Below are 22,458 nucleotides of genomic sequence, written 5' to 3'. Positions count from 1 at the left end.
ACCTCATGCGCTGGCACTAGACCGTAGGCCCAACGAAAGAGCCCTGCAACCGTGACCAGCAATCACGGGGCAGGGCTCTTTGGTGTGAGGGGGGTACGCACTCAGCGAGTACCCCTATCCTCTATGGCCTAAGCCCAGCTGAGGGCATAGGGGGGTGCGGTCACTGCACACGCTTGGCGGCGGTCCGGGGGTCGAGGGGGTGAGCCAGACTCGGATGCCGACGAAAAGGGCCTAAGGGAAGTTGAGACCCTTTGGCGGCACCCAGTCGATGACATGCGTCACCGAGCCTGGGATGTACGACTCGGCGCCTGAAAGGGCGTCCACCCTGCGTACCCCCCTTGCGGGTACGGATACTATCCGCATCCCCGATGCCCTCGGTCGGGCCTACCCCATCGCCCTGTGTCCCTGCCCTCATTTTCCGATCAGGGCAGGGTTCCATCACTAGTAGTGATGGAATGGTCCGCCGCGCCGAACGCTCCCTCGGGGTTGCCATCCGCGAAGGGCAGGAAATCGGGACCATCGCAAGCAGGTCGACTGCGGCCCACATTGCCGCAACCAATCGTGAAGCCAGGAAGCGCGGCGACCAAGAAGTTCTAGATCCGAAATCGCTGCCCTCGGCATCGAGTTTTTTTACCAGCGGGGATGACGGGAATAAAACCTATTCGGTGACCGACGACGTGACCGACTCAGAGTTCGACGCGGCGCTCGACGCAGCGAAGGAAGAACGGAACCTGTCCCGCGCCAATGTCGTCCGAGTTTCCATCCGCAGTACGGATGCTATGCGCACCTCGCCGTGAGGGCGTGCAGGATCTGCGCCCCCTTTCGCCGTGGCCACTGAAAGGGCGTCGCTACTACCGACCCCCATGGAACGGGCTATGCCGACATGAGCTCCTGGGCCTTGGTGCTGCCCAGTACCTGACGAATGGTCGAGGCGTGCCACGCGCCGCCCTTTGCCGTGGGGACGCTCTCAGCGTTCAGGACATCCGCGATACCTGCCATGGACGTCCCGGCGGCCCGATGGCTAAGTACGAGCTCTACGGTGGCGGTCGGCAGCTTGGACTTCCCCCCGGTGCGCTCGCCTTTCGCCTGCTTTTCACGGTGCCAACCGGCGACACGTTCACCGATACGCTTCCGCTCCATCTCCGCAAAAGTCATGGTCACTTGTGCCATGGCCGCGCCCGTCGTGGTGCTGGTATCCACGCCAAGATCGAGGCAAACCAGTGCCCAGCGCTGGCGGTTGGATGTTTCGAGGATGCCGGCGAAGTCGACCATTCGGCGGGATAGGCGGTCCAGCTTCGACACCGCGAGGCCGTCGAACTTCCGCGCCTTGAGGTCTGCGAGCGCTTGGGCGAGAACCGGGCGGTTGGCCATGCTCTTGCCTGATGCGGCCTCTTCGCGGCGGATCGTGAGGATCCAGCCCTTGCGCTCGGCTTCGGCTTTGAGGTCCGCAATCTGCACCTCGGGGCCGAGGTCTTGCTTGCTGGTACTGACGCGGACGTAGCCGATCATCCGGAGGCCGTTCTCTGCGTTGCTCATGAGTTGATCATACATAGTTGGGACCAACTATGTATAGGGGTGACCGTAGTTGTATTGGAACAGAGAACAGGAAAAGCCCCGGCGCCGCATGTGAAGGCTGGCGCCGGGGCTTCCCTTATGGGTCAAACTAACGTGCCTGCGGGTGGATCACAAGCGCAGGTCTCAGGCGGTAGAGTCCGGGCGCTCGCGGTGTTGCGATCCGAGGTCATACCCTGCGATGAACGATTCAATCGTCGCCCTCAGGTGCCGATCCTTGGCGCTGGCTTCGTCGGCTGGCAGCGTGTCGAGTACCGCACGGAGCTTGTTCACGACGTCGGCGGGGTCGGCCCCGGCCATGATCTGTTCTAGCTGCCTCGTTGTCGCGTTGTCGTTCACAGCCGATCTCCTGCCTTGACCTCGTCCAGGCCCGTGGCTTCGGTGACGTCGAACCATGCGTTGATGCCGTTGGCGCGAAGCCACTCCATCAGCCCGCGGGTTGCTTCCTTCACAAACATAACGTGCTCGCGGGTGACGAGTTCGGGGTGTTCCTTCAACTGCGCGATGACCGCCTGCAGCTCGGCCCACTGCGCCCGGAAGTGGCCGAGGATCCCGGCCTTCCATATGGCTTCCTGTTCGTCGGCGGGCATTACGTCATTGAGGTTTGGATCTTCATTGCTGGTCATGGACGGTCTCCTGTTACTGGGGCTGGATGGTGTAGGGCAATGCCGCGGGCTGTGGAGCTGGTGCGCCCGGTGCCGGCGTGTTTGCCGTGGCTGTTTGTGCCGGGAGCGGCGCCCGGCCTTCCAAGACACGGAGGCGGCTCTCCTGGTCCCTGACAACGTTCAGGAGCTGCACCGCCAGCAGGTCATAGCGGACGCCGTCAATCTGGCCTTCGAACCACTGGACCAGTTCGGGGCAGTGCTCTGCGACTTGCTCGGCTATAAGTCCATACTCGTCCTTGTTGCCGCCGATCTTGTCGTACAGGACAGGGGTGAGGGCCAGGACGTTCGCCGGGTCTGTGTAGTGGGACCGGACGTCCTGCTTGTACCGGATCGAGGACACGTTGCGCCCGAAGTGGAAGCCGCCGTCATTGCCCACCCACAGTGCGTACTGGGTGGTGCCGGCCACCGTGTTAGTCCAGCCGTACTGTGAGCCATCAGCCTGCGGTACAGTCCCGGACGTGATGTCCGCGCCGACGTGCGTGTGAGCAGACGGGGGAAACGCGGCGGGCTTACCCGAGACGCTGGCCCAAGTGGTTGTCTGTGCGCCCAACTGCACCCACGTACCGCCGACAAGCACCTCTGCCCCGTAGGACCCGGCCGCCGTGTGGGTGAGGATCCCATACCGGGCGATTTCGGCGCCGGTTGAGTCGAACATGACGAGTGCGCCGTCGGACGTCTCAAGGCGGGCCACCTCGACGCCCGAGGCGTTGTGGAGATGCAGTCCGTTGATGTCGGTGGAGAGGCCCGGCGTACCCGCGTCCTGCCCGGTGGAGGCATGGAGCAGGACCGGCTGGGTAGCGAGCTGCCGGAGCTGCCTTTTGATCTCGTTGAGTTGCTGGGTCAGGTCGTACTGGGTGCCAAGGATTGCGTTGACCATGGGATGCTCCTAGAAGGTCTGGGGGTGGTTGCTGGGGTGGTTGGTGCAGCCGCGCTGGATGACCGGGATGCAAAGCTCGCACAGACGGACATACGCCGCCGATGCCGGGGCCGTGGCGGGTCCGGAGACGCGCTCGCGGTTAGCCGTGGGAGTGTGTGCGCTCCGGGTTGCTGCGGGGCCGTGCGAAACGCTCAGGGCCTCACACATTGAGCGCTCGCAGGGCCTCGGGTACGACGGTGCCGACAAGGGCCTGTTGCGCGGGCGAGAGGTCCAGCCGAGCCAGGACGTTCTTCATGACCGTCACAAACATGCCGGCCGTCTGCTCATCGATCTGGAGGCGACGTTCCTCAAAGTTGGACTTAGCCAGGAGGTCCAGGAATTTCCCAGACCTGTCGATGGCTCGTTCGTAGAGAGCGACTTCGACCTTCAGGGCCTCGACTCCCAGCTTCGATGTCGTTGTGATGTCCGACAGTGCGTTCACCCTGGCCGCGAGCGCTGACTTCATGGCAAGGGTCTCCGTAGCCAACCTCGCCAAGGCCTCCAGCGGGTCCGTGACGCCCTCCAGACCTTCGGATGCGATGACTGCACGGACGTCCGCTTCTACGGCCGCTACCTCCAGCCTGCGGGCCGCTGCGGCCTTCACGGCAGGTGCGGAGCCTCCATGCATCCGGCAAACAGATCCGCCACTGATGGGCGGGTTGGAACACTGCTCACCGCTGCGGGCTGTGGCCTTACATTGAGCTTGCATGGGGTCCTCCTTTAGATGGGACGTGCATGGGGTAGGTGGCTTGATGTTGACCCGCGGTTACCATGCGGTTCGTTCTTCCTCTTGTTTGTCCCATCCGTAGTACTGCTGCCTGGTGGTTGCGGCTACCGTCTCGCCGGTCCACGGGAACGGGCCGCCGCGGTATAGCTCTTTCGGCCATTGCCTGCCGGCCTCCCGGTCCCCGCGCCACTTCGTGACGATCGTCTTGTCGGGGTCGTCGGCGTCCGGGTGGAGCCCGAAACCAAACTCGGGCCACCCCATCAGCGCCGCCGAACCACGCGGCGCAAGATCCCGGGTGGCGTTCTGCGAGTTGCCCTTGGACGCGTGGCCCTCCATGATTAGCGCCACGCCGCGGTCTCGCAGCGAGTCGAGCGCCATAATCAGCGGCGCCGCTTCCTGGTCGTTATTGATGCCGGTCGAGACCATCTTGTAGAGCGGCCCGATGGCGACGACGTCGGGCCTGTGTTCATCAATGAGCCGGTGCACTTCGCCCAAGGTTGCATCCTTGGTGATGTCGATCCGGCCCTTAGCGTGGATGTGGATGTTCGGTGCCGGGTCAACTGACCCATAACTCGCGGCCTTGGTTGTCATGCCGCGGACCTGCGCCCGCCACTGCGCCTCCGTGTTCTCCGCGTCCACCACAAGGACTGTCAGCGCCTGCTCGAGCATGTTCATGGTCGTCGGGTGGATACCCGCCGCCATACAGATGATCATCTGCCGGATCCATGTTGTTTTGCCGCCGCCCTCGAAGCCGGTCAGGATGAGCCGGTCCCCGCGCTCGAGCAGGCCGGGGATCAGCCAGTCGTGATCCTCTTCGACAGCAAGGATCTCTTGGAGCGTCTTCGTGGTCATGCGATGGCTGGTGCCGGCCTGAATGTTCTTGATCGCCTCCGTGGCCGTCTGTGCCGCCTGTGACGGGTGGTAGGTTTCGTCGCCCGCCTCCCGCATTAGCTTTGTGGCGATTGCTGAGAGCTTCCGGCGGGACGCCGCTTCCTTGACCTGATCGGCGTAGAAGCTGATCGACTCGGACGAGCCGACGCGCTGAAGCATTTCGTGAAGCTCCACAACGCCGACGCCGCGGGCGCCCAGCTCTTCCGCCTTGGTCCACACACTGAACGGCTCTACCGGCTCCCCGGCTTTCTGCAACTGCACGATGGCGTGGAACAGGTGCGCGTGGGTCGCTGATCGGAAGTCGGCGGGCTCCAGGATGCTCGAGGCAAACCGCACACTGTCCGGGGTGAGCAGGCATGCCCCGATGACCATTTCTTCCGGGGTCATCGGTTCGCCCATCCGTACATCGCCGGGACTATCGGAGCAGCTACCTTGGTCGCCTCATCGTCCCATCGGCCTTCATTCAGCCATGTAGCGGGATGCGGGGTGAATTGCTGATCTTTGCCCGCTACTTGAATGCGCAGATCTTCGACGCCGGCCCTGATCGTCGCCGCGTCGGTGAGCTTCAGCGCCTTGTCATAGGCTTTGCGCGCTGCCACCTTGCCGACGTGGCGCGGGTACACGGAATAGAAGGCGTCGAACTCCGGCGAAGCCGCAGGCTTTGATGAAGTCTTTTTCCCATCCCTTCCCATCCCATCCCTTCCTAGGGTGAGTTCCGGGGAGTCTCGTTGTGGCTCACTCAAACTCACCTGAGTTTCGGTGAGAGTGAGTGAGTCCGCCTGAGCGCAGGCGGGGCACCGTGTTTTCCAGCGAGGGTCGATCTTCTGGTGGTCTTCGAAGCGCTTGATGTGCAGGTAAGACCGGCCTGCCGTATCCGCGATCCGATGCACGCGGCCGGCTGTGATGATTTCCGACAAGATGGCTTCGGGGTCGATGTCGTCCATGGGCAGGATCTGCAACTTCAGGCGGAGCGCGTCGTCGGCGACATGGCCGTGATCGCAGAGTGTGAAGTTCCACATGCCGATGAAGAAGAGCCGGGCCAGGGGTGACAGCTTCACGATGTTCCCGTCGGTCCAGAACTCGGGCTTGATGGTTCTGATCCGCGCCATCAGGCACCGCCCCATGTCGAGCGCACCACGCCACCGAGGCCCCACCAGATGAAGGCATGGCGTCCGGAATGGCTGCGTTGCCGGTTACAACGGTGGCTTGGTCCGCCGTGCCCGCACTGAACCTCCGGACGCTTACCCGGCACCGTGTATGCCGCTCCGCGTGCAGTGACTCGATCATCACTAACTTGGTAACGTACACTCGAGGTAGAAAAGGTAGTCGAGGCCGGTCCGGTAGCAACGGGCCGGTTTTCTTTTGCCATCACGCTGCACGGCCTCCCTGCGAAGGGCGGAGCAGGAGTGCGACTCGGTTTAGCTGATCTTCCGTTAGACGCGGCCAAGAATCGACTACCTTCTGGACGTGCTTGGAAAGAGTGAGCGTTTTCAGCTCTTGGCGGTGCGCGATGAGTTCTGGATCGTCGGACGATCGGTGCCGAGTGAGAGCTGCGGCGGACGTTTTGTGAAAGTTGATTTCGTCAGAAACGGACAAGACATGACCAATCTCGGTTTCATGTCTTGTCGGACGATGGCGCTAAGCGCAGTAGACGGTTCGCACTGAGGGCCCATTCCGTCGGGGAGCTTGGATCAATCCATCTCTAGGGCAACTATGCCTTGTTGCCAACATAGGGCATATGCGCCATGCACGTCAATTCACGGCTGGACTTGAGCGAATCGTTGCTTCCTTGCCACCGCTTTGCAATACGACTCCAACAGATCATCCAATGTGCGATCGAACCGCACGGTCTTAGTTGCCGAGCTACATTTCATGCAAATGAACGTAGTCCTGTGCTGACCAATTTGACTGCGGATCTTGGACCCGTGTTCGGGACAGGTGTATTGCCCTCTGTGGTGTGATACGAAGCGCTTGCTGCAGGTCCCAGGAATCAGCCCGAATCCTTCCCCCTTGCCGGTCTTCGGATTCCATGCACAGTGCCTTTCAACTGCTGGGTCTTCCATTTTTGTGCTGGCCCACGAAAAGGAGTCAGTTGTACTCAGATCGTCAGCACCAGTCGCAACAAGGAGCCAATGTCCCGCGACGTCATACAAATGAACGCTGACCAGCGGATGCAAATGGCGGCACCGTAAAATGACATTTGGCCAATTTCCAGACTCCACCGCACGCCGAAGCGATGGCGTTTGCATAGAGGGATTGGTACCCAAGGAAACACGCCACTCCCGGATTTTGCTGGTGTGCCACCCTCCGCCATCAGCACTGTCCAACACTCTCTTGGTTGGCATTAGTCAAACTCCCTGGTTCGAGTTGGGTTGGGTGGATGTAAGGGGTCTAATGTCCACGGTATCGGGGTTGAACGTTCTTGTTCCACGGCCTGGCGGATAGATGATGACATCCATCAGCACCTCCAATACTGCCCGCTGGCGTGAGACGCTCAAAGCATCCCAGGCTGCCCCGACGTCCGAAGCGGACACAAGCGGGCCGAGCTTGTCCACGCGGCCGGCGTCTGCCATTTGGGCCTCGACTTCTGCGAGGTTACGCCTCAGCCGTTCGGTGGCCGTCCGTATTTGGGAGCCCGTCAGGATCCCATCAGCAAAATCGACGGCGAGCGCGTCTAGTCGTTCCCGGAGGCCGATCGATTGCGCCCGCAAGGCGTCTATGTCCGGGTGCTTGTCGTCGTGGAGAAGGTCCCGGGCGTCGTAGTTGGACAGGATGCCAACCACGACGGAGCGGACATAGGCTTCCACTGGGTCGGCCATCCGTGCGAAGTGACCCGTGGATCCGCCACACCTGTAGGCGCGAACGCCCGGGCGCGCCGATCCCCCAGCATGTACCGTTGCGCCGCAAACACCGCATCGAGCGATACCCGACAACAAATACTTGGCGCTCGCGGGGGCGCTACGACGCTTAGGATGCTTCAAAATGGCCTCCACTGCCCTCCAGGTGCTTTCCTCCACGATAGGCGGCCAGAGGGCCTTGGATACTATCTCGCCTTTGTACGCCCGCTCTCCCATGTTCCGAGGGTTGAGCATGACCATGCGGACCGAATACGCCTTCCAAGGCGACGGTTCCCCCTGATGCGGCGGTTTCTGCCTCGTCTGACCCGTAACAAATCCGGCCGCGTTCCATGCCCTGGCAATCTCCGCCAACGGGACGCCCGCCAGCACGGATTCATAGCCAGAACGTATGGCTTCCGCTTCGTCCCGGCGTACAGTCATGCCGTCGACGTCGTAACCGAACGGGCGCCTGCCTCCGACCCTTTTACCCGCCGCCGCTGATTGTTGGGACGCTCGTATCTGGCGGTCAGACTTCATCTCAATTTCCAATCGGGCGACGCTTCCCAATGAGTCGGCAACAAACCTGCCGGCAGCCGTCTGGAAATCCAATTCGGCACCGTTCACGAGTGCCAACCGGACGCCGCGCTTCTGGCAGAGTTCGTAGAGACGCACCTCATCCCGTCTGCTCCGCTGTAGTCGTGTCAGATCCCATGCGACGACTACTTGTACTGCTTCCGTTTCTACGGCTTCGAGGACCGATTCAAAGCCAGGGCGGCGCCTTTTGCCAGCCGCGGAGATGTCGTTGTCGGTTTCGATGGCTACAACCTCCCAGCCGCGCTCGGCGGCACGCTTGAGGCAGTCCTCCCTTTGCCGGTCAACGCCTGCCCTCTCACCGGTACGATCCTGAGAAATTCGTAGGTACACAATTGATTTCACATCTGCTAGTCTAGCATCCACGCTAGGCGCAGCACACGGTCGTAGCCGCGGGCGGTCAGTACGCCGCGTTCCAGGGCGTGGTCCAGGATCCTGGTGGTGGGGGCGGCGAGCCGCAGGGAACCGCGAAGCAGGCGCCCGGGCACCTGTGCGTTGGTTTCCAGCCCGTACGGCAGCAGCCTTTCCAGCTGACGGTCCCGCGCCGCCCGGACCCGTGCCGCGATGGTGGCGGTGTCCTCCTCCGCGCCGGGCCGGCCGAAGTCCGCCAACGAGACCCGCTCCACCTCCAGCTGGATGTCGACCCTGTCCAGCAGCGGGCCGGACATCCGGGCCAGATAGCGGCGCCGCATGGTGGGGGTGCAGGTGCAGTCCACGCCCTTGCCGGAGGCCTTGCCGCAGGGGCACGGGTTGGCCGCGAGGACCAGCTGGAACCGGGCCGGATAGGCGGCGGTACCCGCCGAGCGGTGAATGACCAGCTCGCCGCTTTCCAGCGGCTGCCGGAGGGCGTCCAGGACGCGGCGTTCATATTCCGGCGCCTCGTCCAGGAACAGCACCCCGCGGTGGGCCCGGGACGCGGCACCCGGCCGCGGCAGCCCGGACCCGCCGCCGATGATGGCGGCCGAGGTGGCCGTGTGGTGCGGGTTCTCGTAGGGCGGCCGGCGCAGCAGCCGCACGGAGGCCGTGGTCAGGGAGCACAGCGAATGGATCGCGGTCACTTCCATGGCCTCGGTGTCCCCCAGGTCCGGCAGGAGTCCTGGCAGCCGCTCGGCCAGCATCGTCTTGCCCGCTCCGGGCGGACCCGTCAGCAAAAGGTGGTGGGCGCCGGCGGCCGCAACTTCCAGGGCGCGCCGGGCCTCGGCCTGGCCGGAGACATCGCACATGTCCGGCGGCTGGAGGGGAACGGCATCGGCTCCTGCGTCACTGTCCGCCTCGTCGGGCCCGGGTTCAAAGTCCAGCGCCAGATCCTGGGGATCGGCGCCGAAGTCGAAGGCGAGCCGGGCCAGTGTGGCATAGCCCTGGACCCGGGCGCCGGGCACGAGGCTTGCCTCCGCCGCGTTGCCCCGGGCCACCACCACATCCGGGTAGCCGGACCGGACCGCTGCCATGACCGCCGGAAGGATGCCGCGGACCGGGCGCAGCCTGCCGTCCAGGCCGAGCTCGGCGATGAAGACTGTCCGGCCGGTGGAACGGATGTCGTTCGAGGCCAGCAGCACCGCCATGGCGATCGCGAGGTCAAAGCCGGAGCCGCGTTTGGGCAGCGACGCGGGAATGAGGTTGGCGGTGATCTTCCGGCGGCTGAGCGGGATGCCCGAGTTCTGGGCCGCGGAGCGGATCCGTTCTTTGGCCTCGTTGAGCGAGGCATCCGGCAGCCCCAGGATCACGAATGCCGGCAGCGTTTGGCCGATGTCCGCCTCGACCTCGACGATGTAGCCGTTGAGCCCCACCAAGGCCACGGAGTACGTCCGGCCCAGGGCCACCTACACCACCCCCTTGAGGTGTTCGAGGACGGGAGCCGCGGTGCCGTCGTCGAGCACAGCAACCACGTCCACCCGGCGCAGCGGCCTCCGCGGTTCATGCCCGCGGCACCACGCCGCCGCCAGGCGGTGCAGCCTGGCCAGTTTCTCCGCGCCCACCGCTTCGAAGGGATGCCCGTAGTCGAGGGATTTCCTCGTCTTCACTTCCACAACGACCAGCGCGTCGCCGTCGAGCGCGACGATGTCAATTTCACCCTCGGGGCAGCGCCAGTTGCGGTCCACGATCCGCATGCCGTGGGCTTCAAGGTAGCCGGCGGCGAGTTCTTCCCCGCGGCGGCCCAGCACATCCTTAGCTCTCATGACACCAGCCTGCGGCGGCACGGACGGGCGGCACAGGGCCTCAACGGGCTATGTGGGAAACTCCGGCCCCGCCACGCAAGACGGAACCGGGCGGGCTAGTGGCCGAACTCGTCCGCGTCGAGCCCCACCGGCGCCCCGGAATCCAGCGCGCTGATCTGGTCGATTTCGTCCGGGGTCAGGTGAAAGTCGAAGATGTTGATGTTCTCTTTTTGCCGCCCGACGTCGGCTGACTTGGGGGTCGCCACGATGCCCTGCTGGGTGTGCCAGCGGAGGACGATCTGGCTGGGCGTCCGTTGGTAGGCCGCGGCCAGGTCCACGATCAGGCGGTTGTCCAGGACGGGGCCGCCCCTGCCCAGCGGGCTCCAGGCCTCGGTGACAATCCCGTATTCTGCATGGACCTGGCGGATATCTGCCCGGGTGTGCTCTGGATCCAGCTGGATCTGGTTGACGTGGGGTGTCAGCCCTTCGTCAAACAGCCGCTTCAAATGTGCCGGCTTGAAATTGGAGGTCCCGATCGCCCGGACCTTTCCGGCGTCGAGCAGGGCCCTGAGGCCCTGGAACGCTTCCACGTAGCGGTCCTGGCCGGGGTTGGGCCAGTGTATGAGCAGCAGGTCCATGTACTGGACGCCAAGCCTGGCGGCGCTGGCGTCGAAGGCGCGGTGTGCGCCGTCGTAGCTGTGCCATTCCTTATTGAACTTGGTGGTGATGAAGACATCCTCGCGCGCTACTCCGCTGCGCCTTATGCCGTTCCCCACGCCTGTCTCGTTGCCGTAGTTCTCGGCGGTGTCAAAGAGCCGGTATCCGGCCTCGACGGCGGCGGCGACGGCGTCGGCTGTTTCTTCATCCTGCATCGGCCAGGTGCCGAGACCGATCAGGGGGATGCGCGGGCCATGCGCCATTGGAACGGTGGGGGCCAAAGGGTATGCCATGGGCCCAGCCTAGTTCCTGCCTGCCGGGGATCCGCAGCCATGACGCCCTCTCGTGTCGCTCACCGGTGGGCCGCGGGCGTCCATCCCGGATCACGGCCAAACCAGCCTGCCAGCCGGTCATAGGCGGAGGAATCCTCCGGCACCGGAATCTCCGCACCGAAGACCTTGCCGGGTCCGCGGAATTCGGGCCGCAGCATCCGCCGGGACCAGGCGAGGGCGTGCTCGGCCAGAGCGGGGTCCAGATGCACGCCGGCGGACGTGGCCCGGGCCAGGTCCCAACTGTGGACGGCGAGCTCGGCTATCTGCTGGTCGGCCCGGGAGCGCAGCGGCGCCTGGCCGCCGCCCGGCAGTGCGACCGGCTGGTCGAGATCCGCGGCAGCCCAGATTTCCAGCAGTTGCTGGGCGCCCAGGAGAAATTGCTGCGGCCAGTCCCCGCCGAGCTCACCCGGCGGCGACGTCCAGTCCGGCGCCCCGCCGCGGGCGGCAACCGTGAAGTGCGGAAGGTCCTGCACGACGAGATGCCTGACGAGATGTTCCACATCCCAGTCGGTGCACGGTGTGGGCAACCCGGCCTGCCCCGGCCGGACCAGGGCGATGACGGCGGCGCCCTGATTGAGCGCCCGCTCCAGGAGTTCGAGAACAGATCCATCCATGATCGTTTGGCCTTCCTTCGTGGAACCGGCGGCTCAGGTGCCCAGGTCTCCGACCTTGGGCAGGCCGAGGTCCTCGCTGCGGGGCAGCTCCTCGACGTTGACGTCCTTGAAGGTCAGCACGCGGACGCTTTTGACGAACCGGGCCGAGCGGTAGACATCCCACACCCAGGCATCCTGCAGCGTCAGGTCGAAGTAGACCTCGCCGTCGGCGCTGCGGGCCTGCAGGTCCACGTGGTTGGCAAGATAGAAACGCCGCTCGGTCTCGACCACATAGCTGAACAGCCCGACGACGTCGCGGTATTCCCGGTAGAGCTGAAGCTCCATGTCGGTCTCATAGTTTTCAAGGTCCTCGGCACTCATGCTTCCATCTTGCACCATCCGGCGCCGGGCATGCGCCACCAGGGCTCCCCAGGGCCCCGCACCGCACGGTCCCACCGGCCGCACGGTGGCTCAGAGCAGCTGCCAGCTCACCCGGTGGTAGGGCGTGGGCCCGGCGGCGCGGAGCGCGTCCTTGTGCGCGGCGGTCCCGTAGCCCTTGTTCTCGTCCCAGCCGAACGCGGGGTATTCGGTGTGCAGCTGGCACATCAGGCGGTCGCGGGCCACCTTGGCCAGGACACTGGCGGCGGCCACGCTCAGGCACTGCATATCGGCCTTGACGAGGGTATGCACCGGCGCGTCGCAGTACGGCTCCGCGGGCCCTTCGTCAAAGAGCGAGGGCTGGGCCGACGGCGAGAGCCAGTTGTGGCTGCCGTCCAGCAGCACGACGTCGGGCGTGACGCCCATGGCCAGCACCGCGGACCAGGCGCGGTTCCCCGCGAGCCGGAGGGCCCCCACGATGCCGACGGCGTCGATTTCCCCGGCGGTGGCATGGCCGACGGCGGAGGCGACGCTCCAGCTGCGGACCAGCGGTTCCAGCCGTTCACGGTCCGCCACCTTGAGCAGCTTGCTGTCCCGGACATCGGCAAGGAGTTCCTGCGCTTCCAGGTCAATGACCGCGATCCCGACGCTGACCGGACCGGCCAGGGCGCCGCGGCCCACCTCGTCGATGCCCGCGAGGAGCCGGGCGCCGGAGCTGCGGAAACGGCGTTCGTAGTCGAGGGTGGGTGCTTCGGACATCGCGGCGGGGCCTTACTTGCCGGCCGGTGCCGGCACGTTGCGGAACACGTCCGGGTAGTTATCCAGGGCGCCGATGCGGTTCAGCGGCCAGGCGATGACGGCGGCTCTGCCCTCGATATCGGCGACGTCCACGAAGCCGCCGTTAGTGTCCAGGTGGGAACGGGAATCGGCCGAGTGGTTGCGGTTGTCCCCCATGACCCAGACCTTGCCGGCGGGCACCACGACGTCGAAGTCGCGGGCCTGCGGCACCTCCGCCGGGTTGATGTACTTCTCGCTCAGCGGCGTGCCGTTGACGGTGAGCTGGCCGCCGGCGTCGCAGCAGACGACGTGGTCCCCGGGCAGCCCGATGACACGCTTGACGAGGTGCTGCTCCGAGTTGTCCGGCAGCAGGCCGACAAACGTCAGTCCGTCCTGCACCCAGGTGAAGCGCCCCGCCGGCTTTTCGGCCGCGGGGACCAGCCAGCCCTTCGTGTCCTTGAACACCACGACGTCGCCGTGCTCGAGGGCAAACGGCTCGGGGACGAGGAGGTTCACGAAGATGCGGTCGTTCACGTCCAGGGTGTCGACCATCGATTCCGAGGGGATGTAGAAGGCCCGGAAGAGGAAGGTCTTGATCAGGAAGGACAGCACGATCGCGACCACCACCACGGTGGCCACTTCCTTCAGCCACACGAAGACCGGGCTGCGCCCGGCCCGGTCCTGGGCTTTGCGCGCGCGCCTCGAGGACGCGACGGCGGGGGCCGGTCCGGCAGGCTGGGCGCCAGCCTCCGGAGCGCCAGCGCCCGGAGCGCCCGCGTCCGGTGCCGCGGCAGGCGCCGCGTGTTCGGCCGCGTGTTCAGTCAGGTGGTCCGGGGCATGTTTCCCGTTCGGCTGCTGCTCGGCGGTGGGGATCGCGGCGGAAGTCACCCGGGGCTGATCTTGCCCCCGTGGATCAGGAGTCCGGGGTCCGGTCTCGGGCATCTACTGTCCGTTCGTCGTCGTCGTCGCGGCCTGGGCGGGCCGTGGTACTGCTGCAAATCTATCAAGCGGCCAGATGATCTGTACCGGCCGGCCGATCACCCGGTCTACGGGCACCATACCCCCTCCGGGGGCTCCCAGAAGGCTTCTGGAATCGGCCGACATGGAGCGGTGGTCCCCCATCAGCCAGAGCCGGCCCGCCGGAACGGCCACGCTGAACGCCAACCCGCTGGCGGCATCACCCCCATAGAGATAGGGTTCCGCAACAGGCTGGCCGTTCACTGTGAGTCCGCCGTTGCCGTCGCAGCACGCCACACGGTCTCCGGGAAGCCCGATGACACGCTTGACGTACACGCTGTCGCTGCCCGCCAGGCCCAACCAGTGCCCTGCCCCGGCGAGGAAGTCCACCACGGGGCCCTTGCCGCTGTTCAGCGGGGCGAAGGAGCCGCGGCCGTCGAACACCACGACGTCGCCGCGGCGCAACGGTCCAGTCTGGAAACCGGTCTGGAAGTCGGTGCGCGAGACCAGGATCCTGTCCCCCGAGAGGAACAGCGGCTCCATGGATGCGGAGGGGATGAAGTAGACGTCCAGCCACAGCGAACGGACCACGCCGCTGATGGCCACGGCCAGGACAAGGGCCAGCAACGCAAGACGCCAGCCCCGTTTCCCGGGCTGGCGTCTGGTCTGCTCCATGATCCGTATCCTGTAATGCTGTGGCGGATAGCTCCGGCAACACGCCGGATACGGTCCGTGGATCCGCTAAGGAAGTCTGGAGGACTTACTTAGCGGTCTGGAAGTCGCGCTTTTCCTTGATCTTCGCTGCCTTGCCGCGGAGTTCACGCATGTAGTACAGCTTGGCGCGGCGCACGTCACCCTTGGAGACGAGCTCGATCTTCTCGATGATCGGGGAGTGCACCGGGAAGGTACGCTCCACGCCGACGCCGAAGGAAACCTTGCGGACGGTGAAGGTTTCGCGGAGGCCGTCACCCTGGCGGCCCAGGACGAAGCCCTGGAAGACCTGGACACGGGAGTTCTTGCCTTCGATGATGTTCACGTGGACCTTGAGGGTGTCGCCACCGCGGAACTCGGGAATGTCGGTGCGCAGCGAGGCTGCATCTACGGAATCGAGGATATGCATTGATCCACTCCTGGTGAACGCCACAGGTCATCCACGTTGGGTCACGGCGGCCAAGCCCGGGTGCAAAAATGCGGCCCGGAAATTCCCGCCGAAAATTTTGTGGTCCGGCTCCGTCAGGACTTGACGGGGCCGGGGTGCCCGGCTGTTGATAACGATCCCCCTGTGGCAGGTTCGTACCCAGCAGGCACAAGGACTAATTTTGCCACACGCGGGGCGTTCGAGCCAATCCCCGAGCCCCGGCTGTCAGCATGCGGCTAGTTCTGCTCCCCGGCGGTGTCCGGCCGGCGCCTCAGGCGGCCGTCGACGACGTCGTACCCCAGGTCCGCGAACGCCGTCCGGTCCGCGCGGGGCAGTTTGCCGGCGTCGAACTCCGCCAACAGGTCGGGCCGGCGTTCGGCGGTGCGGCGGTACTGCTCGTGCCGGCGCCACTGGGCGATCTTGCCGTGGTTGCCGCTGAGCAGCACGGCCGGGACCTCGCGGTCCCGCCAGCTGGAGGGCTTCGTGTACACCGGGTACTCCAGCAGCCCGTCCGAATGGGACTCCTCCACCAGGGATTCGGGATTCCCGACGACGCCCGGGAGCAGCCGCCCGACCGCCTCCACCATGGCCAGCACGGCCACCTCCCCGCCGTTGAGGACATAGTCGCCCAGGCTCATGGGGCGCACGGTGAAGTGCTCCTGCGCCCATTCCATCACGCGTTCGTCGATGCCCTCGTAGCGGCCGCAGGCGAAGACCAGCCGGTCTTCCTCCGCCAGCTCCTGGGCGGCGGCCTGGGTGAACCGCTCCCCCGCCGGCGACGGGACGATCAGGACCGGCCGGGGGGCCACCGCTGACCCGGCAGCCGCCGGCTGTTCGGCGGACACATCAGCTACAGCGGCCAGCGCCTGCGCCCAGGGCTCGGGCTTCATGACCATGCCGGCGCCGCCGCCGTAGGGGGTGTCATCCACGGTCCGGTGCCGGTCCGTGGTGAAGTCGCGGAGGTCATGGACCCTCAGGTCCAGCAGCCCGTCCTGGCGCGCCTTCCCGATCAGGGACAGTTCCAGGGGCGCCAGGTACTCCGGGAAGATGCTGACGACGTCGATCCTCATCTAGGCGTTGTCTCCGGCCTCGTCGTCAGACGTGGCAGCAGCCTCTTCGGCGTCAGGCGTGGCCGCCGCTTCTTCGCCGGCTTCTTCGGCGTTGACCTCGAAGAGTCCGGGCGGCGGGGTGACGAGGACGAACTTCTCGGCCACGTTGACCTCGGGGACGATCTGCTCCACGAACGGGATCAGGATTTCCTTGCCGTCCGTCGAGGTCACCACCAGCAGGTCCTGGACCGGGAGGGTGTTCAGCCCGGAGACCTTGCCGACCACCTTGCCGCCGACGCGGACGTCCAGGCCGACGAGCTCGTGCTCGTACCAGCCCTCATCGTCGTCGTCCTCGTCGAGTTCTTCGGTCTCAATGAACAGCTTGGCGCCGCGGAGGGTTTCCGCCTCGTTGCGGGTCTCGATCTCCTCGAAGGCCAGGAGCAGGATGTCCTTGTTCCAGCGCGCACCGAGGATGGTGAGCGGCCCGGCCGAGGCGGGCTCCACCACGAACCGGGTGCCCGGGACGAAGCGGTCGCCGGGGGCATCGGTGAGCACCTGGACGGTCACTTCGCCGCGGATGCCGTGGGGCTTGCCGATTCGTGCCACCTGAAGCTGCATCTGTTCCTCTGTTCGGGGTTGGTGATTCTGGGATCTGCGGGGAAAACAGTCCGGCCCCTCCACCATTATCTGGTGGAGGGGCCGGACTCAAAGCAAGTATTGCTGGACGCGCTACCGGCGGCGGTCGGTGTCGACGACGTCGACCCTGACCGGCTCGCCGTCCGCCAGTGCAGCCACCACAGTGCGCAGTGCGCGTGCGGTGCGGCCCTGGCGGCCGATCACCCGTCCGAGGTCGTCCTGGTGAACGCGCACCTCGAGGGTATCCCCGCGGCGGTTGTTCTTCGCACTGACCTTGACATCCTCAGGGGTGTCCACGATCCCGCGGACGAGGTGTTCGAGCGCTTCTGCCAGCAATTTACTCGGCCTCGGTGGTCTCTGCTGCGGCTTCAGCGGAAGCGTCGTCCTTCTTGGCCTTCTTGGTGATGGCTTCCGGGATGATCACGGAACCCTTTTCCGGGGTAACGAAGGCAGCCTTGGGGGCCTTGGTCTTCAAGGTGCCCTCCTGGCCGGGGAGACCCTTGAACTTCTGCCAGTCACCGGTGATCTTGAGGATCGCGGCAACCTGCTCGGACGGCTGGGCGCCGACGCCGAGCCAGTACTGGGCACGGTCCGTGTCGACCTCGATGTACGAGGGCTCTTCGGTCGGGTGGTACTTGCCGATCTCTTCGATGGCACGGCCGTCACGCTTGGAGCGTGCGTCCATGACGACGATGCGGTAGTACGGTGCGCGCATCTTGCCGAAGCGCTTAAGGCGAATCTTTACGGCCACTTTTGTGGTCACTCCTGTTTCTGAAACGGGGTCGAGCCCGGCGTTCTGCACCCGTGGGGCGGGCCGTACTAGGGGGTTCTAAAAGGACAAGATCCGGACGCGGAGAGAGGGGCCACGCAGATCAAGTACGTGTTCATTGTGCCAGATCGACGGCGGGATTTCGACTTGACACGTGGGCAGCGCCCGATTCAGCCTGTCAGGCAGCAGTCCAGACGTAGAGTTCGGACTTCGTGGCCGGGTCGATGCCGGCGGCGAGTCCGGCGAGCTCGCGGACGTAGCTTTTGGCCTGGTCTGCACCGAAGGGCATGTCCTCCTCGGCAGCCCAGGCCGCCGCCACGTCGTCCAGGACGTCGCCCTCGCCTTCGGTTTCGTAGCTGAGCAGCTCGGCGAGGGCCCGGACCATGGCGTGCGGAACCCCGAGCAGCGAGTCGCTGGTTACATCCACCATGGCCAGCTCATAGTCGGCCCCGGAGGCGTGCACGGCGGCCCCGGCGAGGTCGCCGAGGCGTTCAATCTCGTAGTCGCTGATATCCGGGATCCGGACGGCTCCCGGCGCAAGCGCTGAGCCGCCGTCGAGGGCCGCGGCCCGCTTGAGGGCTTCATTGTGGGTGGACACAAAGACTTCGGTGTAGCCCATGGGACGGATCCTTATTCTGTCGAGTCTGTCGCTGCATTGCCCGGCGGGGAGGTCCCGGCCGGCGGGCGCCGCCGCCCTCGTGACCGGGGTCAGGGGTGCGGGCGGCGGTCCGGTTGCCAGCCTAACCCAGCCGGCCCGCGTGAGCGGACGGCGACGCAGCCCGCGTCAGCGGACGGCGACGCGGCCCGCGTGAGCGGACGGCGACGCAGCCCGCGTCAGCGGACGGCGACGCGGATGCGGTTGCGCCACGGGTCCTCGAAGCGCAGCTCGGCACCGGTGTGGTGCGAGGAGACGCCGGCGACCTTGAGGCGGTCGGCGAGCGCTCCGACGTCGTCCCCGGACGGTACTTCGATCAGCACTTCACCCAGGCCCAGGGTGTCGCGCCGGGGGCCCGCGCCGCGGCTGTTCCAGACGTTCATGGCCATGTGGTGGTGGTAGCCGCCGGCGGAGACGAACAGCGCCTGGCCGTGCCAGCCGGCCGTCTTCTCGAAGCCCAGGGTGCCGACGTAGAAGTCATGCGCCGACGCGACGTCGCCCACCTGCAGGTGGACGTGCCCGATGCCGGCGGCGGTCCCGCGCTGGCCGGAGACGGATTCTTCGGTGAGGAACTGCTGCAGGAAGCGCTGGGGCGGCAGGGCCAGGCTGTCCATCACGACATTCTTTCCCTCCCAGGACCAGGCCTCGCGGGGCCGGTCCCAGTACAGTTCGATGCCGTTGCCCTCGGGGTCGTTGAAGTAGAAGGCTTCGCTGACGAGGTGGTCGGCGCTGCCGGTGAAGGACTGCGGCGCGTACTGCGCCGCCGTGGCCACGGTGGCGGCCAGGGCGGGCTGGTCATCGAAGAGAAAGGCCGTGTGGAAGAGGCCGGCCTCGCCGCGGGCCGGGACGGGCAGCCCGGGTGCGGGGGCAAGGTGGACCAGCGGCTTCTGCTTGCGGCCGAGGTACAGGCCGCCGTCCTGCTCGGCGACGATGTCCAGGCCGAGGGCGCGCTGGTAGTAGTCCGTCATGAGCTTCATGTCGCCGGCCTTGAGCATCACGGTGCCCATGGTGAGTGCGGCGGGAAGCAGGTCCTGGGTGGTGGCTTCAGCAGTCATTTTGAACGCTCCGGGGTTCAGTGGCCACCGACCTTCGATGACCTTTTCATACTGTTAAAATTACTTGAAGCTTCAATTTATTCCTAATGGAGGAGTTCTCCCCTCAACACGATGTGCCTGAGTTCGTCCAGGGTTTCGAGGCGGCCCCGGGGGTCCTCGGCGCAGACCAGGACGTCGGCGCTGGCGCCTTCGGCGATGGCGTCGGCCCCGAGCCAGGCGCGTGCTGCCCAGGCGCCGGCGTCGAGGGCAGCCCGCGCCGGGAGGCCGGCGGCGTGCAGGGCCTGGATTTCATCGGCAATCCGTCCGTGCCTGATCACGCTGCCGGCGTCCGTCCCGGCGTAGATGGACACGCCGGCCTCGAAGGCCTCAAGGATCCGTTCGCTCCGGCGCTCCCAGAGGGCGCGCATGTGCGCGGCGTAGCGGGGGAACTTCGCGGCGGCCTGCGCGGCGATGTCCGGGAAGGTGGCGATGTTGATCAGGGTGGGGACGATCGGCACACCCTGTTCCACGAACCGGGGCAGGTGCCGCGGCAGCAGGCCGGTGCCGTGCTCGATGCAGTCGATCCCGGCGTCGAGCATGTCATCGAGGGTGTCTTCGGCGAAGCAGTGCGCCGTCACGCGGGCGCCTTCATCGTGGGCGGCCCGGACGGCGTCCTTGAGCACGGCGGCGGGGAAGGACGGTGCCAGGTCCCCGGCGCCGCGGTCGATCCAGTCGCCCACGAGCTTGACCCAGCCGTCGCCGGCGAGCGCCTGCTTGCGCACGGCCTCGACGAGGTTCTCCGGCTCCACCTCGACGGCGAAGCCGCGGAGGTAGCGCCCGGTCCTGGCGATGTGGCGGCCGGAGCGGATGATGCGCGGCAGGTCCGTGCGCTGCTGCAGCCAGCGGGTGTCATGCACGGCCCCGGCGTCCCGCACGAGCAGCGTGCCGGCGTCGCGGTCCGTGGCGGCCTGCTCCTCCACGACGTGCTCCGGGACGTCTCCGCCGGGGCCGAGCCCGATGTGGCAGTGCGCGTCGACCAGCCCGGGAATCACCCAGCCGTCCAGCACGAGGTCCGGCGCCGCGGCGGGACGGTGGAAGGTCAGCACGCCGTCGACGGACCACAGGCCGCGGTGCTCCTGCTCCGCGCTGGTGAGGACCGGGCCGCTGAACTCAATGATCCTGCTCATGGCTTAAAGCCTAACCGCCCGGCAGCCGGGCGCCACGTCACACCCGGCCTGGCCCTGCGGCCTGTGGTAGCTTCGTCTACGACCACACGGGTGCCCTCGCAGGGGCTGAGATCGGGCTGACGCAGCCTGCGACCGTTGAACCTGTCCGGGTAATTCCGGCGAAGGAAGTGAGTATTCCGTGAATACGCAAGAAACACAGCTGATGCCTGCCCAAGAAGAAGCCCGCAGTGCGTCCGGCAGGGAAGAAACCCAGTCTTTGAAGTCCCACTCGCTGGCCTACATCACTGACGATGCAACCGGGATCCGCGTCCCGGTCACCGAAATCGCGCTGGACAACTCCCCGAACGGACAGCAGAACGCGCCGTTCCAGATCTACCGGACGGCAGGCCCCGGCAGCGATCCCGTACTGGGGCTTGAGCCGTTCCGGGCGGCCTGGATTGAGGCCCGGGGAGATACCGAACCGTACAGCGGCCGGGAACGGAACCTGCTCGACGACGGCAAGTCGGCCGTGCGCCGCGGCGCGGCGTCCGCAGAATGGCGCGGGGCGCGGCCGGTGCCCCGCCGCGCCGTCGACGGCAGGACCGTCACGCAGATGCGCTACGCCCGGGACGGCGTCATCACCCCGGAGATGCAGTTCGTGGCCTTACGCGAGAACTGCGGCGTGGAGCTGGTCCGCAGCGAAGTGGCGGCGGGCCGGGCCATCATCCCCAACAACATCAACCATCCCGAATCCGAGCCGATGATCATCGGCAAGGCCTTCCTGGTGAAGATCAACGCCAACATCGGCAACTCGGCGGTCACCAGCTCCATCGCGGAAGAAGTCGACAAACTCCAATGGGCCACACAGTGGGGCGCGGACACCGTCATGGACCTCTCCACGGGTGATGACATCCACACCACCCGCGAGTGGCTCATCCGCAATGCGCCCGTCCCGATCGGCACCGTGCCGATCTACCAGGCTCTGGAAAAAGTCAACGGCGACGCGAACGCCCTCACGTGGGAGATCTACCGGGACACCGTGATCGAGCAATGCGAGCAGGGCGTGGACTACATGACCGTCCACGCCGGGGTGCTCCTCCGCTACGTACCGCTGACGGCCAACCGGGTGACCGGAATCGTCTCCCGCGGCGGTGCCATCATGGCCGGCTGGTGCCTGGCACACCATCAGGAAAACTTCCTCTACACCCATTTCGACGAGCTGTGCGAAATCTTCGCCAAGTATGACGTCGCGTTCTCCCTCGGGGACGGGCTGCGGCCCGGTGCGACGGCCGATGCCAACGACGCCGCGCAGTTCGCCGAGCTGGACACCCTCGCCGAGCTCACGCAGCGGGCCTGGGAGTTCGACGTCCAGGTCATGGTGGAAGGGCCGGGCCACGTGCCGTTCCACCTTGTCCGTGAAAACGTGGAGCGCCAGCAGGAGCTGTGCAAGGGCGCCCCGTTCTACACGCTCGGGCCGCTGGTCACCGATATCGCCCCCGGGTACGACCACATCACCTCCGCGATCGGCGCCACCGAGATCGCCCGCTACGGCACCGCGATGCTCTGCTATGTCACGCCCAAGGAGCACCTCGGCCTGCCGAACAAGGACGACGTCAAGACGGGCGTGATCACGTACAAGATCGCCGCCCACGCCGCCGACCTGGCGAAGGGTCATCCGGGCGCCCATGAGCGTGACGATGCGCTGTCCAAGGCCCGGTTCGAGTTCCGCTGGCGCGACCAGTTCGCGCTGTCCCTTGACCCGGTGACGGCCGAGGCCTTCCACGATGAGACGCTCCCGGCGGAGCCGGCCAAGACGGCCCACTTCTGCTCGATGTGCGGCCCGAAGTTCTGTTCGATGCGGATCAGCCAGGACATCCGCGATGAATACGGCTCGGCGGAGTCGCAGGCAGCGCTCGCCGATATGGCGGCAGGAATGCGGGAAAAGAGCCAGGAATTCCTGGC

The 22,458-nt window shown here is 65.9% G+C and carries 26 protein-coding genes and 1 riboswitch; of the genes, 2 read left to right on the top strand and 24 right to left on the bottom strand.

Features of this window, described 5'->3' with window-relative positions:
- The first annotated feature begins 455 nt into the window (after window positions 1–455).
- On the top strand, window positions 456–797 hold the full coding sequence (locus J9611_RS15150; protein WP_211881281.1) for a hypothetical protein: 342 nt from the start codon (window positions 456–458) through the stop codon (window positions 795–797).
- Window positions 798–873: 76 nt separating this feature from the next.
- On the opposite strand, the gene J9611_RS15145 is transcribed toward J9611_RS15150, so the two are convergent.
- From J9611_RS15145 to J9611_RS15030, 24 genes are all read right to left on the bottom strand, one after another.
- Window positions 874–1,536: a recombinase family protein gene (locus J9611_RS15145; RefSeq protein ID WP_211881280.1), complete on the bottom strand. Its 663-nt coding sequence runs from the start codon at window positions 1,534–1,536 to the stop codon at window positions 874–876.
- 162 nt (window positions 1,537–1,698) lie between these two features.
- On the bottom strand, window positions 1,699–1,911 hold the full coding sequence (locus J9611_RS15140) for a hypothetical protein (RefSeq protein ID WP_211881279.1): 213 nt from the start codon (window positions 1,909–1,911) through the stop codon (window positions 1,699–1,701).
- Entirely contained in the window at window positions 1,908–2,198 is a 291-nt protein-coding gene (locus J9611_RS15135) for a hypothetical protein (protein WP_211881278.1), read from the bottom strand. Before J9611_RS15135 ends, J9611_RS15140 begins: the two co-directional genes overlap by 4 nt.
- 13 nt (window positions 2,199–2,211) lie before the next feature.
- Window positions 2,212–3,114 carry a tail fiber domain-containing protein gene (locus tag J9611_RS15130; RefSeq protein ID WP_211881277.1) on the bottom strand — a complete coding sequence of 301 codons (903 nt, stop codon included), beginning with the start codon at window positions 3,112–3,114 and terminating at the stop codon, window positions 2,212–2,214.
- Window positions 3,115–3,313: 199 nt separating this feature from the next.
- Window positions 3,314–3,862 (bottom strand): HGGxSTG domain-containing protein, encoded by a 549-nt coding sequence (locus J9611_RS15125; RefSeq protein ID WP_211881276.1) that lies wholly within the window; start codon window positions 3,860–3,862, stop codon window positions 3,314–3,316.
- A gap of 57 nt (window positions 3,863–3,919) precedes the next feature.
- The gene (locus J9611_RS15120) at window positions 3,920–5,158 is read right to left on the bottom strand and encodes an AAA family ATPase (RefSeq protein ID WP_211881275.1); all 1,239 of its coding nucleotides are present in this window, start codon (window positions 5,156–5,158) and stop codon (window positions 3,920–3,922) included.
- Window positions 5,155–5,880: an LvrA C-terminal domain-related protein gene (locus tag J9611_RS15115; protein ID WP_211881274.1), complete on the bottom strand. Its 726-nt coding sequence runs from the start codon at window positions 5,878–5,880 to the stop codon at window positions 5,155–5,157. The genes J9611_RS15120 and J9611_RS15115 overlap by 4 nt, the downstream gene beginning before the upstream one ends.
- A 1,239-nt stretch (window positions 5,881–7,119) precedes the next feature.
- Window positions 7,120–8,544 (bottom strand): recombinase family protein, encoded by a 1,425-nt coding sequence (locus tag J9611_RS15110; RefSeq protein ID WP_211881273.1) that lies wholly within the window; start codon window positions 8,542–8,544, stop codon window positions 7,120–7,122.
- A 5-nt stretch (window positions 8,545–8,549) separates the two neighbouring features.
- On the bottom strand, window positions 8,550–10,019 hold the full coding sequence (locus tag J9611_RS15105; RefSeq protein WP_211881272.1) for a YifB family Mg chelatase-like AAA ATPase: 1,470 nt from the start codon (window positions 10,017–10,019) through the stop codon (window positions 8,550–8,552).
- Window positions 10,020–10,376 carry a YraN family protein gene (locus tag J9611_RS15100; protein WP_211881271.1) on the bottom strand — a complete coding sequence of 119 codons (357 nt, stop codon included), beginning with the start codon at window positions 10,374–10,376 and terminating at the stop codon, window positions 10,020–10,022.
- Between the two features lie 95 nt (window positions 10,377–10,471).
- Complete coding sequence (locus J9611_RS15095; RefSeq protein ID WP_211881270.1) at window positions 10,472–11,305, bottom strand: aldo/keto reductase; 834 nt, start codon at window positions 11,303–11,305, stop codon at window positions 10,472–10,474.
- A gap of 59 nt (window positions 11,306–11,364) precedes the next feature.
- Complete coding sequence (locus tag J9611_RS15090) at window positions 11,365–11,958, bottom strand: TIGR03086 family metal-binding protein (protein ID WP_211881269.1); 594 nt, start codon at window positions 11,956–11,958, stop codon at window positions 11,365–11,367.
- A 33-nt stretch (window positions 11,959–11,991) separates the two neighbouring features.
- Window positions 11,992–12,318, bottom strand: coding sequence for a DUF2469 domain-containing protein (locus J9611_RS15085; RefSeq protein WP_211881268.1), 327 nt, complete (start codon window positions 12,316–12,318; stop codon window positions 11,992–11,994).
- A 90-nt stretch (window positions 12,319–12,408) separates the two neighbouring features.
- Window positions 12,409–13,074 carry a ribonuclease HII gene (gene rnhB, locus J9611_RS15080; RefSeq protein WP_211881267.1) on the bottom strand — a complete coding sequence of 222 codons (666 nt, stop codon included), beginning with the start codon at window positions 13,072–13,074 and terminating at the stop codon, window positions 12,409–12,411.
- Between the two features lie 12 nt (window positions 13,075–13,086).
- Entirely contained in the window at window positions 13,087–13,980 is an 894-nt protein-coding gene (gene lepB, locus J9611_RS15075) for a signal peptidase I (RefSeq protein ID WP_372447800.1), read from the bottom strand.
- Between the two features lie 54 nt (window positions 13,981–14,034).
- The gene (gene lepB / locus J9611_RS15070; RefSeq protein ID WP_211881265.1) at window positions 14,035–14,724 is read right to left on the bottom strand and encodes a signal peptidase I; all 690 of its coding nucleotides are present in this window, start codon (window positions 14,722–14,724) and stop codon (window positions 14,035–14,037) included.
- An 85-nt stretch (window positions 14,725–14,809) separates the two neighbouring features.
- Window positions 14,810–15,169 carry a 50S ribosomal protein L19 gene (gene rplS / locus J9611_RS15065; protein ID WP_211881264.1) on the bottom strand — a complete coding sequence of 120 codons (360 nt, stop codon included), beginning with the start codon at window positions 15,167–15,169 and terminating at the stop codon, window positions 14,810–14,812.
- A 254-nt stretch (window positions 15,170–15,423) separates the two neighbouring features.
- Window positions 15,424–16,257 (bottom strand): tRNA (guanosine(37)-N1)-methyltransferase TrmD, encoded by an 834-nt coding sequence (gene trmD / locus J9611_RS15060; protein ID WP_211881263.1) that lies wholly within the window; start codon window positions 16,255–16,257, stop codon window positions 15,424–15,426.
- Window positions 16,258–16,854, bottom strand: coding sequence for a ribosome maturation factor RimM (gene rimM / locus J9611_RS15055; protein ID WP_211881262.1), 597 nt, complete (start codon window positions 16,852–16,854; stop codon window positions 16,258–16,260).
- Window positions 16,855–16,965: 111 nt separating this feature from the next.
- Window positions 16,966–17,208, bottom strand: a complete 243-nt coding sequence (locus J9611_RS15050) for an RNA-binding protein (protein WP_211881261.1) — start codon at window positions 17,206–17,208, stop codon at window positions 16,966–16,968.
- 1 nt (window position 17,209) lies between these two features.
- Window positions 17,210–17,623, bottom strand: coding sequence for a 30S ribosomal protein S16 (gene rpsP / locus J9611_RS15045; RefSeq protein WP_211881260.1), 414 nt, complete (start codon window positions 17,621–17,623; stop codon window positions 17,210–17,212).
- A gap of 196 nt (window positions 17,624–17,819) precedes the next feature.
- Entirely contained in the window at window positions 17,820–18,260 is a 441-nt protein-coding gene (locus J9611_RS15040; protein ID WP_211881259.1) for a hypothetical protein, read from the bottom strand.
- Between the two features lie 215 nt (window positions 18,261–18,475).
- The gene (locus J9611_RS15035; protein ID WP_211881258.1) at window positions 18,476–19,351 is read right to left on the bottom strand and encodes a VOC family protein; all 876 of its coding nucleotides are present in this window, start codon (window positions 19,349–19,351) and stop codon (window positions 18,476–18,478) included.
- 83 nt (window positions 19,352–19,434) lie between these two features.
- Window positions 19,435–20,517: an amidohydrolase family protein gene (locus J9611_RS15030; protein WP_211881257.1), complete on the bottom strand. Its 1,083-nt coding sequence runs from the start codon at window positions 20,515–20,517 to the stop codon at window positions 19,435–19,437.
- 76 nt (window positions 20,518–20,593) lie between these two features.
- Window positions 20,594–20,701: riboswitch (TPP riboswitch) on the top strand.
- A gap of 18 nt (window positions 20,702–20,719) precedes the next feature.
- Between J9611_RS15030 and thiC the strand changes: the two genes are divergently transcribed.
- A partial coding sequence (gene thiC, locus J9611_RS15025) for a phosphomethylpyrimidine synthase ThiC (RefSeq protein ID WP_246527868.1) occupies window positions 20,720–22,458 on the top strand: 1,739 nt, incomplete at its 3' end.

The sequence above is a fragment of the Pseudarthrobacter albicanus genome (assembly GCF_018224015.1).
GTDB lineage: Bacteria > Actinomycetota > Actinomycetes > Actinomycetales > Micrococcaceae > Arthrobacter > Arthrobacter albicanus.
This window is presented reverse-complemented; position numbering and strand designations above follow the sequence as displayed.

What these genes read in the sequence shown, in the direction of transcription:
- rimM (WP_211881262.1), bottom strand. Translation starts at nt 16,854, where the DNA reads ATGCAGCTTCAGGTGGCACGAATCGGCAAGCCCCACGGCATCCGCGGC.
- rplS (WP_211881264.1), bottom strand. Translation starts at nt 15,169, where the DNA reads ATGCATATCCTCGATTCCGTAGATGCAGCCTCGCTGCGCACCGACATT.
- trmD (WP_211881263.1), bottom strand. Translation starts at nt 16,257, where the DNA reads ATGAGGATCGACGTCGTCAGCATCTTCCCGGAGTACCTGGCGCCCCTG.
- J9611_RS15040 (WP_211881259.1), bottom strand. Translation starts at nt 18,260, where the DNA reads ATGGGCTACACCGAAGTCTTTGTGTCCACCCACAATGAAGCCCTCAAG.
- lepB (WP_211881265.1), bottom strand. Translation starts at nt 14,724, where the DNA reads ATGGAGCAGACCAGACGCCAGCCCGGGAAACGGGGCTGGCGTCTTGCG.
- J9611_RS15135 (WP_211881278.1), bottom strand. Translation starts at nt 2,198, where the DNA reads ATGACCAGCAATGAAGATCCAAACCTCAATGACGTAATGCCCGCCGAC.
- rnhB (WP_211881267.1), bottom strand. Translation starts at nt 13,074, where the DNA reads ATGTCCGAAGCACCCACCCTCGACTACGAACGCCGTTTCCGCAGCTCC.
- J9611_RS15100 (WP_211881271.1), bottom strand. Translation starts at nt 10,376, where the DNA reads ATGAGAGCTAAGGATGTGCTGGGCCGCCGCGGGGAAGAACTCGCCGCC.
- J9611_RS15130 (WP_211881277.1), bottom strand. Translation starts at nt 3,114, where the DNA reads ATGGTCAACGCAATCCTTGGCACCCAGTACGACCTGACCCAGCAACTC.
- J9611_RS15030 (WP_211881257.1), bottom strand. Translation starts at nt 20,517, where the DNA reads ATGAGCAGGATCATTGAGTTCAGCGGCCCGGTCCTCACCAGCGCGGAG.
- J9611_RS15095 (WP_211881270.1), bottom strand. Translation starts at nt 11,305, where the DNA reads ATGGCATACCCTTTGGCCCCCACCGTTCCAATGGCGCATGGCCCGCGC.
- J9611_RS15115 (WP_211881274.1), bottom strand. Translation starts at nt 5,880, where the DNA reads ATGGCGCGGATCAGAACCATCAAGCCCGAGTTCTGGACCGACGGGAAC.
- J9611_RS15145 (WP_211881280.1), bottom strand. Translation starts at nt 1,536, where the DNA reads ATGAGCAACGCAGAGAACGGCCTCCGGATGATCGGCTACGTCCGCGTC.
- J9611_RS15090 (WP_211881269.1), bottom strand. Translation starts at nt 11,958, where the DNA reads ATGGATGGATCTGTTCTCGAACTCCTGGAGCGGGCGCTCAATCAGGGC.
- J9611_RS15085 (WP_211881268.1), bottom strand. Translation starts at nt 12,318, where the DNA reads ATGAGTGCCGAGGACCTTGAAAACTATGAGACCGACATGGAGCTTCAG.
- J9611_RS15120 (WP_211881275.1), bottom strand. Translation starts at nt 5,158, where the DNA reads ATGACCCCGGAAGAAATGGTCATCGGGGCATGCCTGCTCACCCCGGAC.
- J9611_RS15035 (WP_211881258.1), bottom strand. Translation starts at nt 19,351, where the DNA reads ATGACTGCTGAAGCCACCACCCAGGACCTGCTTCCCGCCGCACTCACC.
- J9611_RS15150 (WP_211881281.1), top strand. Translation starts at nt 456, where the DNA reads ATGGTCCGCCGCGCCGAACGCTCCCTCGGGGTTGCCATCCGCGAAGGG.
- J9611_RS15125 (WP_211881276.1), bottom strand. Translation starts at nt 3,862, where the DNA reads ATGCAAGCTCAATGTAAGGCCACAGCCCGCAGCGGTGAGCAGTGTTCC.